The sequence below is a fragment of the Agrobacterium radiobacter genome, assembly GCF_040801995.1.
Lineage (GTDB): Bacteria > Pseudomonadota > Alphaproteobacteria > Rhizobiales > Rhizobiaceae > Agrobacterium > Agrobacterium radiobacter.
In genome coordinates, this window is the sequence record NZ_JBEGHX010000002.1 from 358,621 (window position 1) to 369,531 (window position 10,911).

Genomic DNA, 10,911 nt, shown 5'->3' on the forward strand with positions numbered 1-10,911 from the left:
GAAGAAACAAGTGGCACCCGCTCGCTTCACTTAATCCGGCCAGCGCAGCATGCCGTCGAAACGGTGGCGGCTGCGGTCGTCGAACGGAGTAGCAATCACCTCGTTGGAGGCGCGCGCCTTGTCCAGTTCCTCCGCCAGACGCGAAGCCACGATGGTTTCCTGTCCGGGATGAAGGTTGCATGGGTCGAGATAGAAATAGCGATGCTCCACCTCGTGGTCGCGGGTAATGATCGGCGGATTGCCTCTCGCTAGTGCCGTTGTCAGGTCCCAGGCGGTGATATGCGCTTCCTCGGCATTGATGATAACGCGCAGCCTGTCGAGCGGGTTATTGGTCGGATCCGGCTCGATCAGCGCCGTCACACCCGGACGACCATCCAGCGTTTCCTTCCAGAGATTGAGATAGCCGGTCTCACGCTCACGGATGCCGGCATGGTCGCGCTTTTCCCAGGCTTCCAGCGCCGCCATGACGCCGTAGATGCTTTCTTTGCCGACCTTCATGCCGCGGCCGATGCCCATATTCTGCAGGAAGGCGTTGCGCACCAACTCCTTACTTCCTGCCACGATGCCGGAGGTGGGGCCGCCGAGGAACTTATGGCCGGAATAGAGCACGACATCCGCGCCCGTTGCCAGAAACAGCTTCAGATCATATTCGGAAGCCGCATCAACGATAACCGGCACGCCCTTGGCGTGGGCAATCTCGACAAATTCGGAAAGATGCAGCAGGCCGTAATCAACAACATGGTGCGAGATGACATAAACCGCCGCCGCCGTCTTTTCGGTGATGGCGTTTTCCATGTGGAACCGGTGGGTGGATGTCGCTTGCCCGACCAGGACCACCTTGCCACCGGCGAGCCGGATTGCCTGATCCACCGGCGCGCCGTAGCTCACCACATGCCCCATCTGCACCAGCACCTCGTTCTTTTCCGGTGCGGTATCAGGCAGCTTTTCGATGGCCAGGAGATTGTTGCCGGTGATGGCCCCCGCAACCGCAAGGCTTATCCCGGAAGAGCAGGACGCCGTGACGAAACCGGCCTCGCCGCCCGTCAGCCTTGCAATGATCGCGCTCGCCTTGCGTTGCAGATCATTGATTTCGACGAATTGCGGCAGGATGGTCGCCATGGCCTGAACGGCCTCGGGAACGACAATCGACGCGCCGAGCGAGGTCATGGTGCCTGAGACGTTGATGACCGGGCGAAGGCCGATCCTGCTTCTGATATCCTCGGTCATGTCTTTCTCCTGTCTTTGTGATGCGTTGGGCATCGACATATATGCCATAATAATGTAATAGCTTCTCAAAATTCATGAGGAGCCGGAAATTGGACGCCCATAAGCTGGACGAAATGCCTTCAACCGCCGTGTCTCCCACGGAAGAAACCCCGGACGCGAAGACGGCCAAACGCTCGCGCGTCAGCGGTATCGACCGCGCTCTTCAGGTTATTGATTATCTTTACGAAACCGGATCGCCCGCCGGTGCTTACGCCATCGCCAAGGCGATCAAGGCGCCGCTTTCCACCGTCTATGTGATCGTCGACGACCTCGTCGAAAAGAACATGCTGGCCCGCAATGCCGACGGCAACATCTGGCTCGGCGCGCGGCTTTATCACTACGGCCTTGCCTATGCCCGCTCGCTGGATTTCATGGGTGTCGCCACGCATGAAATGCATGATCTCTGCCGCCACGCTGGCGAAACCGTCCAGCTTTGCGGTCGCGACGGCGACCATATGCTTGTTCTGGCCATGGCCGATGGGCCGAGCCATTTCCAGGTCGCGTCCCGCGTCGGCACCCGTGTTCCGCTGAACTGGACGGCGTCCGGCCGCCTGCTGGTCGGCCATCTGCCGGAGGCGGAACGTCTCGAACTTTTTCGGCGCTGCGCCCGTTCTTCGCCGACTGGCCGCGCGGAGATCAACCCGGAGACCCTGTCGCAATCGGCGGCGGCCGCCTTTCATGACCGGCTGTCGATACAGGTCGCCGAATCCGATTACGCCGTCGCCTGCATAGCCTCGCCGATCTGCGATAACAGGGGTGAATGCGTCGCGACGATCTCCATCGTGCTGCCGGAACAGAAGGTGCTGGCGGACGAGAACCACTACACCGAACAGGTCAGGGTCTCGGCGGAACGGATCGAAAAGCTGATGGGCTGGCGCAACCATTAAATAGCCTCAACCCTTGAGCGCGACGATCGCTTCGATCTCGACGGTGATATTGCCCGGCAATGAGCCGAAACCTACGGCGGAACGAGCATGTTGCCCGGCATCGCCGAACACGTTGATGAAGAGATCGGAGCAGCCGTTGATGACGCTCGGATGATCGCGGAAATCGCTGACGGCATTGACCATGCCGAGCAGCTTCACCACCTTCTTCACCCGCGCCAGATCCCCCAACGCCTCATGCATGACGGCAAGCAGATTGATGCCGGTGAGGCGCGCATGGTTATAGGCCTCTTCCAGCCCAATTTCCGCGCCCACCTTGCCGGCGTAAAGATGGCCGTTTTCCTCCCGCGGCCCCTGCCCCGAGAGGTACAGCATGTTGCCTTCCACCACATGGGTGACGAAATTGGCAATCGGCGGCGGCGGCGGCGGCAGGGAGATGCCGAGCGCGGCAAGCCGGTCATAGGGCGAAAGATGCTCTTCTGCATCAAGCGAAGACTGTTTCACGCGAATTCCTCATAATGCCGGGACGGGTATCCCGTCGTGTCTGCGGAAGGCGAAAGGCAATGCCCTCCGCCGTTCCAGTCGGGGTCAGCGCCAGGAATAACCATGGCTGTGGCGCACAAGCTTGCGCGCCCTCGGGATATAGCGGCTGGCGGTGATCGCTTCCGCGCCGATGACCGCATAACGCGGCTCGAACAGGCGCTTCAGACGCGACACGTCACCATTGGAATCGGTCGCTTCGAGATCGGCATCGACAAGATCGAAGACAGTGAAATCAGCGCGCTGGCCGACATCGAGGCGGTTTTCCATATCGAGGCGAATGATGGAGGCCGGGTTGCGGGTGACGGCTTCGACCACCTTTTCGAAGGGCATATCGACCGACAGCAGCTTCGACATGGTCGTCGCGAGATCCCAGACTGGGAAATTCATCGAATGACCATGCAGATCCGTGGAGATCGAGAAGGGCAAAAGGCCACGCGCAATCGCCGCTTCCGCCACCTTGAAGGAGAAGGATGCGCCGCCATGGCCGATATCCAGCCGGATGCCTTCACCGGCGCAGCGTTCGGCAAGGTTGAACAGGTCCTCATCTTCCATGATGCTGGAGCCCGACTTGCCGTTGAAGCAATGGGTCACGACATCGCCGGGGCCGAGAATTTCCAGCACCTCGTCGTAGAGTGCCGGCGGTTCGCCCACATGCACCATCATCGGCACTTTCAGGATCTTGGCGATCTTCTTGCCGAGCTTGACCGGCGTCACACCCCAGGAGCCGGTGATGACGTGGCTCGCACGTACCTTGATACCGACAATATGCTCGCTGTTTTCGGCGTAACATTCGAGGATTCGATCAAGGTCGATATCCTTGATGTCGCGCAGTTCCGGCACGCGGTTGCAGGCGACGAGACCGATGGAACCCAGATTGAGGAAGGCCTTGATGCGTTCCTTCGAGGGCTCGATGATATATTCGCGGAAACCGTGGAAATTCGCCTCCCCCGCCGAACCGGCATCCACCAGCGTCGTCACACCGCGCTCGGCCCCGCATTCGGAGGGACGGATGGAGATATCGGTGCCGCCATGCCAGATATGCACGTGCAAATCCACCCAGCCGGGCGAGATGAATGCGCCCTTTGCGTCGATGCGCTGCGCATCCGAAGGCGCCTGAAGGGCAGGCCCTACCGCCGCGATCTTGCCGTCGCCGCCGATCAGAATATCGGTCGAGGCTTCAGGCGCGCCCTTTCCGAAGCCGACGGGTTTCACATTGGAGAGAAGGATGGGAGCTTGAAGAGGCGTTTTCGCCTGTTCACCGGACGTCATATTACAAATCCCTTCGCAGTCTTGGGTCGAGCATGTCCCGCAGCCCGTCGCCGACCATTTGCAGCGAGAGCACGGAAAAAATGATGGCAAAGCCGGGGAAGTAGGTCATCCAGTCCGCCTGGCCGATATATTGGCGGCCGGCGGAGATCATGGTTCCCCAGGTTGGAATTTCGGGGCTGACACCGAGCCCCAGGAATGAAAGACCAGCCTCGGCCAGCATGGCGCTGGCGAAGAGGAAGGTGCATTGCACAAGGATCGGCGAGACCAGATTGCGCAGCACATGCCGCGTCATGATGTGGAAGGTGGAGATGCCGAGCGCTTTGGCCGCTTCCACATAGGGCAGTTCACGGATCACCAGCGTCGAGGCGCGCACGATGCGGGCAAGGCGCGGCGAATAAACGACGGCAAGCGCGATGATGACAGTCGTCAGCGACGGCCCGAGTGCGGCCACCAGCGCGATCGCCAGTAGAATATCCGGAAACGCCATCATGGCATCGATCAGCCGCGCAATCGGCGTATCGAGCTTCTGGAAGAAACCGGCGAGCAGGCCGAGCGTGATGCCAATCAGCGCCGAGAGCGCCACCACGGCGGCCCCCACCAGAAGCGACAGCCTTCCGGCGTAGATGGTGCGGGAGAAGACGTCACGGCCAAACTCATCGGTGCCGAACCAGTAGAGTTCGCTCGGCGGCTTCAGACGGTTCACAATCGACAGTTTCGACGGCGAATAGGGCGCGATCATCGGCGCGAAAACCGCAAGCAGCACGAAGATGAGCAAAACGATGAGACCGGCGGCAACCGTCTTGCGCTTCAGCAGACGCCGAATGAACAGGATGCTCGGGTTGCGCGCCGGCGGGGCGGTGGAAACAATATCGGCCATCAGTAACGAACCCTCGGATCGACCAGCAGGTAGAGCATGTCGATTGCAAAATTGATGAGCACGTAAAGCCCGGCGATGACGAGAAGCGCGCCCTGAATGACCGGATAATCGCGCCGGAGCACTGCCGAGACGACGAGATTGCCGACACCCGGCAGGCCGAAGACGGTTTCCGTGACGACAGCGCCGGAAATCAGCACGGCGGCCGTCAGCCCGAGCACGGTGAGAATGGGGATGAGCGCGTTCTTCAGCGCATGTTTCATCACCACCCGACGTTCCTTTACGCCCTTGGCTCTGGCAGTGCGGACGTAATCGTCACCGAGAACATCCAGCATCGAGGCACGGGTGAAGCGCAGGATGAGCGCCGATGAAACGAGGCCGAGCGCGATTGCCGGCAGGGTCAGGTGATACATGCGCTCAAGGAAGCTCGCGCCCGGACCGCCATAACCCGATACCGGGAACATATCGAGCCGGACGGCGAAGACCTGCATGAGGATGAGGCCGAGCCAGAAGCTTGGAATACTCGCCGCCAGCATCGCGACCGTGGTTGCGGCCTGATCCACGAAGGAACCACGCCGATAAGCGGCATAGATGCCGATAGGAAGCGCGATGGCGCTGGCAATCAGCAGCGAAAAGATCGTCAGGAAGAAGGTCGGTTCCGCCCGATCCAGAAGTGCTGCGCCGACCGGCATGTTGAGAAAGATCGACTGGCCGAGATCGCCCTTCAGCAATTGCCCGATATAATAGACATATTGCACGCCAAGCGACTGATCGAGACCGAGCCGGGTGCGCAGCTCCGTTATGTCCTGCGCCGAGGCATCCGGCCCCAGCATCACCGCAGCCGGATCTCCGGGCGTGACGCGCAGGATGACGAAAACGATGGTGACGACGAGGAACATCACCACGATCATTCCGGCAAGTCTCTGGAAAATATACCGTATCACGTATGTATGCTCCAAAGCGCGTGATGGGCCGCTATCAGGCGACGGTTGAATAGAGTTGTCGACGAGCGCCGGCAATTCCGGCACTCACGGTCGTAAAATCGAACGTCTCTTCCCACGTCCGCTTTATACTCCACCCTCATTCCTGTGCTCGTCACAGGAATCTAGCCAGCCCAAGTCCTTGGGCTGGAAGGACTCCTCTCGCCGCGCAGACGCGCGTCGGCTGGATTCCTGTGACAAGCACAGGAATGAGGGGTGAGACGCGGCAAGGACAGGAGGTCCGTGGCGACAGAGTGCCGGATGCAGTACCCGGCACTCGATTGCCAACCCGGCCTTACTTCGTAACCGAGGCATTCCAGAAATAGGGCCACGGAGCCGGATCGACGCCTTCCAGCTTGTTGGACTTGGCCGCCACGGCATTGAAGTCGCCGATCTTGAGGAGCGGCAGCTCGGCATAGATCGTCTTCTGCACATTGGCCCAGAGCGCGATGCGTTTGTCCGGATCGGCTTCGGAGGTGAAGGCGTCAACCGCAGCCTTGCGCGTCGGCGTGTCCCACCAGCCCGGCGAACTGGTCGAAAGCGCGCCCATCAGCGCCGGTTCAGGCAGGAAGGGGCTGTGGCTGATGTAGATGTCCCAGAGCTTCGGGTCGGCGCGGCGCTGCGTCAGCGTCGCCCAGTCCACCACCTGCATATCCACCTTGAAGCCGGCAAGCTTCAGATATTCCGCAGCGACCTGCGCCATCTTGTAGTGGAACTCATATTGGCGGCTGGTGAGGATGCGCAGCGGCTCGCCATTATAACCGGCCGCTTTGAGCTTTTCAGCTGCGGCTTCCGGATTGCCGACATTGTAATTGCCCTCGACGCCCTCTTCCGTGTGCCAGGAGAAATTGCCGGGATAATAGGCGCCGTCAAGCGCATAAAAATCCTTGCTGCCGAAAGCGGCTGCCAGCATGTCTTCCATGTTCAGCGCCTCGGTTACCGCCTTGCGGACCTCAAGCTTGGAAGAAAGCCCCTCCTTGGTGTTGAACACGAAGACCGGGAAACCGAAAGGCTTCAGCATCAGCGGCTGCGACGCCGACGAGGACTTCACCTTGTCGAAAGATTCGACCGGAATGGAATCAACATAGTCATACTGGCCGGAAACAGCGGCTTCGACGCGGGTGTTCGGATCGGGCACCGGAACGAAGCGGATTTCATCCAGATATTGATGGCGTGCGCCGCCATAACCGTCGCTTTCGCCGTCGCGGGACTTATAGCCGTCGAAACGGACGAGCTGGATATACTGGTCGGCCTTGCGTTCCTTCAGCATATAGGGACCGGTGCCGATGAATTCGGCCATTGGCTCCGCCTGCTTTTCAGCGGGCAGGATGATCGCCGCCGAATTGTTGAAGGCGAGCAGCGAGGTCAGCGGCGCATAGGGCTGCTTGAGGGTGATCGCCACCGTCCCTGCGTCAGGCGCGGAGATATTTTCGATGAAGCCGGCTGCCTGCTTGCCGCGCGAGGCGATCTTCATCCAGCGGCCAAGCGAGGCGACGACATCTTCGGACGTCATGTCGCTGCCGTCATGGAACTTGATGCCCTGCCGCAGCTTGATCGTGTAGGTTTTACCATCAGCACTGATCTCGGGCAGGCTTTCCGCCAGAAGCGGCGTCACCTTCCAGCCCTTGTCGAAGGTATAGAGCGTTTCGAAAATATGCTGCGTGACGATGCCGACGAGATCGGCGGTAGACGCCATGGGATCAAGTGTCGGCGGCTCACCGATCGTCGCGACATTGATGACGCCGCCCTTCTCCGCGGCCATCATTACGTTAGGTGCCAACAGCAAAGCGACAGTGGCGAGAAATGCAAGTTTACGTCTCATGGTCAAGCTCCCAGCTCTTATGTGTTCCATTATTATGTTATATGCATCTTTATAACAGAATATCTTGATACGTCGCCGTGTCAATGAGAATGAGGCATGGCGATGAGTTTCCGTGATCGGCGAAACGCGAGGCAGGTTTGCGCGGGAGGCGGCAACAGGTTGTAAGGTGATGGAAAAATGGGGATTTTACCCAAATACAGCGCACCAAAAAATCCAACTCTTCCAGCCGGGACGGCGGGAATGACGGCAGGCGTTCGGCTGTAAAGGAAGAAAGGGAATTAAGAAGGTTGGATATTTCGCATTTGCGAACAAAGTGCTATTAAAGATCAGACCAACATCAGATCACCACATACATACCAGCACATTCTTATTAGTCGTTACGCAATTCATCACCGCCAGCCGTATTTTTAAAGGCTGCAGACAGACCTGATATTCTACACCGCCGAACTTTACTCCAAGGCGGAACATTCATTTTTATTACGTTGAAATTATTGGGGAAATTATGAAGACGGCAATCGTGCATGACTGGCTCACCGACAGAGGTGGCGCCGAAAAAGTGCTTCACAACCTTCTTGAAATTTATCCTCACGCGGACCTCTATTGCCTCGTCGATTTCATGAGCGAGCGGGACCGGGGGTTTCTCGGCGGGCGTCCCGTCAACACCTCCTTCATCCAGAAACTGCCCTTCGCCCGAAAAAAATACCGCTCCTATCTGCCGCTGATGCCGCTCGCCATCGAACAGTTCGATCTGAGCGGCTATGATCTGGTGATTTCCTCGAGCTACGCGGTCGCCAAGGGCGTCATCACCGGGCCGGGCCAGTTTCACGTCTCCTATATCCATAGCCCCATCCGCTACGCCTGGGACCTGCAGCACCAATATCTCAAGGAAACCAGATTGACGCGCGGCTTCGCCTCATGGATCGCGCGCGCCGTTCTTCACTATATCCGCATGTGGGACATCCGCACCGCCAACGGCGTCGACCTGATGACGGTCAATTCCAAATTCATCCGCAACCGGGTGCGCAAGTGTTATGGCCGCGATTCCACCGTGATCTATCCGCCGGTGGACACGTCCCATCTTTCCCCGTCCGACCTCAAGGGTGACTATTTCGTCACGGCGTCGCGGCTGGTGCCTTACAAGAAGGTGCACCTTATCGTGGAAGCCTTTGCAAAGATGCCGGACAAACGGCTGGTCGTCATCGGCGACGGACCGGACATGAAACGCATCCGCGAAATCGCCGCGCCGAATGTCGAAATCCTCGGTTTCGTCGGCAATGAGGAGCTTCACAAATATATGGCCGAGGCCAAGGCCTTTGTCTTTGCGGCAGAAGACGATTTCGGCATCGTGCCCGTCGAATCCCAGGCGCTCGGCACACCGGTCATCGCCTATGGCAAAGGTGGCGTTCTGGAAACCGTCGTTCCTCTCGGCGCCTCCAACCATCCGACTGGCCTTTATTTCGGTGAGCAGACACCGGAAGCGATCTGCGCCGCCGTACAGGAATTCGTCGACAATTCCGATCGCTTCGACAAGAACGCCTGCATCAACAATGCCGCTCGCTTCTCACGTGAGCGTTTCCTGCGGGAATTTGCGGATACCGTGAATTTCGCGCTGGCTGAGCGGGCATGACGAGCTAATAAAAACATTTATAAAACAATTGATTAGAACTCAATTGAATCAACCGCAAAAGAAACCGCGCAAGCGTGACAAAACTGCACTAGCGCAATGCGGTAATCAAAGAGATTATGGCAGCCGACTGAATATTGAAGCACAACAATACTGACACCATCAGGGGATTAAAACATCGTGCCTCGCCCGAAATTTTTCGGCGCAGTTGAGCGATGATCAACTTGAAGCATCGCCTGAAACTGGGCATATGCCTGATTGGCAGGCGTAAACATCTCGGGATGCGATTCCGCTAAACGGATGTAATACCGGTTTTGATTTTCTTTACCGGTGTCATTTATGAAGTGCTTATTTTTAAAAACTTATACGATGTCCGGATTATTTCTGCTTTTCGGACGGCATTCATTTCGAGGACCAAATGCGTTTATTGAATGTTTCGATTCTGCTTGCCTCCGCAGCACTGGCGGGGTGCACGGTTACAGCGGCCTCAGGGCCCGATGCAGCGTCGATCGAATCTAACGCTTCCGTGAAATTCGCCTCCAAGGACAAGCAGAAAACCGCAGGTGTCGACTATGCGCTGCTCGATATCAACAGCGCCGTTCTCAATTATGTCGGCGATACCACAACCACGACGCTGCTCGGCAGTTTCGGCGGCGGCAAGGGCGGCGTTCCGGCCCTGCCGATGGGTGTCGGCGACGTGGTGCAGGTCGCGATCTTTGAAAGCCAGGCCGGCGGCCTGTTTATCCCGAACGACGCGGGCAGCCGTCCCGGCAACTTCATCAGCCTGCCGAACCAGACGGTGGACCGGGAAGGCAATATCAGCGTTCCCTATGCGGGCAAGATTCGCGCCACCGGCCGCAATGTGGAGGATGTCCAGAGCGAAATCGAGGAACGGCTCGCCAACCGCGCCATCGAGCCGCAGGTTCTCATCACCAAGATTTCCAGCCGCTCCGCGCAGGCCTCCGTGCTGGGTGACGTCAAGGAGCCGACCAAGGTTCAGCTTTCGGAAGCAGGAGATCGCGTTCTCGACGTTATCTCCTATGCAAAGGGCCTTAGCGCCCCGAATATCGAATCCTATGTCACGCTGATCCGCCGCGGCAAGACCGCGCGCGTCAATTACAACCACCTCGTCAGCACGCCGTCCGAAAACATCTATGTGGTTCCGGGCGACACGATCATGGTGGAGCGTGAGCGCCGCACCTATCTCGCGTTCGGCGCTTCGGGCCTGAATGGACGTTTCGAGTTCGAGGATGCCGATCTCAAGCTTTCGGATGCACTCGGCAAAGCGGGCGGGCTGCTCGATTCCCGTGCCGACCCCGCCCAGGTCTATGTCTATCGTATCGTCAAGCGCGATCTTCTCGTGAAGCTCGGCATCAACACGTCCAAGTTCCCCGGACAGGACGTTCCGGTCATCTTCCGCGCCAATCTGCGCGATCCGTCGACCTTCTTCGCCGCCACCAAGTTCCCGATGCAGGATCGCGACATCATCTACGTCACCAATTCGCAGGCCACCGAACTCTACAAGTTCCTGGATCTCGTCGGCTCCGTTCCGGCGACGACGGGCAATGTTGCCGAGGACGTGCTTGCCACGCGCAACGCCATCCGGGCCTTCTGATCGTCGGTTTCTCGCCACTTGTACCAAAGCCGCC

General features: G+C 58.6%; 9 protein-coding genes. 3 read left to right on the forward strand and 6 right to left on the reverse strand.

Annotation, left to right across the window (positions count from 1 at the left end; translation table 11 throughout):
• Window positions 1-30: 30 nt before the first annotated feature.
• Window positions 31-1,227 (reverse strand): aminotransferase class V-fold PLP-dependent enzyme, encoded by a 1,197-nt coding sequence (locus MRBLRC7O_RS15640; protein WP_111797176.1) that lies wholly within the window; start codon window positions 1,225-1,227, stop codon window positions 31-33.
• An 89-nt stretch (window positions 1,228-1,316) separates the two neighbouring features.
• Between MRBLRC7O_RS15640 and MRBLRC7O_RS15645 the strand changes: the two genes are divergently transcribed.
• Complete coding sequence (locus MRBLRC7O_RS15645) at window positions 1,317-2,153, forward strand: IclR family transcriptional regulator (RefSeq protein ID WP_020808499.1); 837 nt, start codon at window positions 1,317-1,319, stop codon at window positions 2,151-2,153.
• A gap of 6 nt (window positions 2,154-2,159) precedes the next feature.
• On the opposite strand, the gene MRBLRC7O_RS15650 is transcribed toward MRBLRC7O_RS15645, so the two are convergent.
• The 5 genes from MRBLRC7O_RS15650 to MRBLRC7O_RS15670 form a co-directional block, all read right to left on the reverse strand.
• On the reverse strand, window positions 2,160-2,654 hold the full coding sequence (locus MRBLRC7O_RS15650; RefSeq protein WP_020808498.1) for a RidA family protein: 495 nt from the start codon (window positions 2,652-2,654) through the stop codon (window positions 2,160-2,162).
• Window positions 2,655-2,738: 84 nt separating this feature from the next.
• Complete coding sequence (locus MRBLRC7O_RS15655; protein ID WP_020808497.1) at window positions 2,739-3,962, reverse strand: amidohydrolase/deacetylase family metallohydrolase; 1,224 nt, start codon at window positions 3,960-3,962, stop codon at window positions 2,739-2,741.
• A gap of 1 nt (window position 3,963) precedes the next feature.
• Complete coding sequence (locus MRBLRC7O_RS15660; protein ID WP_020808496.1) at window positions 3,964-4,839, reverse strand: ABC transporter permease; 876 nt, start codon at window positions 4,837-4,839, stop codon at window positions 3,964-3,966.
• Window positions 4,839-5,780: an ABC transporter permease gene (locus tag MRBLRC7O_RS15665; RefSeq protein ID WP_020808495.1), complete on the reverse strand. Its 942-nt coding sequence runs from the start codon at window positions 5,778-5,780 to the stop codon at window positions 4,839-4,841. Before MRBLRC7O_RS15665 ends, MRBLRC7O_RS15660 begins: the two co-directional genes overlap by 1 nt.
• Before the next feature lie 331 nt (window positions 5,781-6,111).
• Entirely contained in the window at window positions 6,112-7,638 is a 1,527-nt protein-coding gene (locus tag MRBLRC7O_RS15670; protein ID WP_003506452.1) for an ABC transporter substrate-binding protein, read from the reverse strand.
• Between the two features lie 502 nt (window positions 7,639-8,140).
• Between MRBLRC7O_RS15670 and MRBLRC7O_RS15675 the strand changes: the two genes are divergently transcribed.
• The gene (locus MRBLRC7O_RS15675) at window positions 8,141-9,265 is read left to right on the forward strand and encodes a glycosyltransferase family 4 protein (protein ID WP_003506450.1); all 1,125 of its coding nucleotides are present in this window, start codon (window positions 8,141-8,143) and stop codon (window positions 9,263-9,265) included.
• Between the two features lie 415 nt (window positions 9,266-9,680).
• The gene (locus MRBLRC7O_RS15680; protein WP_020011828.1) at window positions 9,681-10,877 is read left to right on the forward strand and encodes a polysaccharide biosynthesis/export family protein; all 1,197 of its coding nucleotides are present in this window, start codon (window positions 9,681-9,683) and stop codon (window positions 10,875-10,877) included.
• Window positions 10,878-10,911 lie beyond the last annotated feature (34 nt).

Bases quoted from the DNA above. Each gene is read 5' to 3' on its own strand.
- MRBLRC7O_RS15640 (WP_111797176.1), bottom strand. From the start codon at position 1,227: ATGACCGAGGATATCAGAAGCAGGATCGGCCTTCGCCCGGTCATCAAC.
- MRBLRC7O_RS15655 (WP_020808497.1), bottom strand. From the start codon at position 3,962: ATGACGTCCGGTGAACAGGCGAAAACGCCTCTTCAAGCTCCCATCCTT.
- MRBLRC7O_RS15660 (WP_020808496.1), bottom strand. From the start codon at position 4,839: ATGGCCGATATTGTTTCCACCGCCCCGCCGGCGCGCAACCCGAGCATC.
- MRBLRC7O_RS15670 (WP_003506452.1), bottom strand. From the start codon at position 7,638: ATGAGACGTAAACTTGCATTTCTCGCCACTGTCGCTTTGCTGTTGGCA.
- MRBLRC7O_RS15675 (WP_003506450.1), top strand. From the start codon at position 8,141: ATGAAGACGGCAATCGTGCATGACTGGCTCACCGACAGAGGTGGCGCC.
- MRBLRC7O_RS15680 (WP_020011828.1), top strand. From the start codon at position 9,681: ATGCGTTTATTGAATGTTTCGATTCTGCTTGCCTCCGCAGCACTGGCG.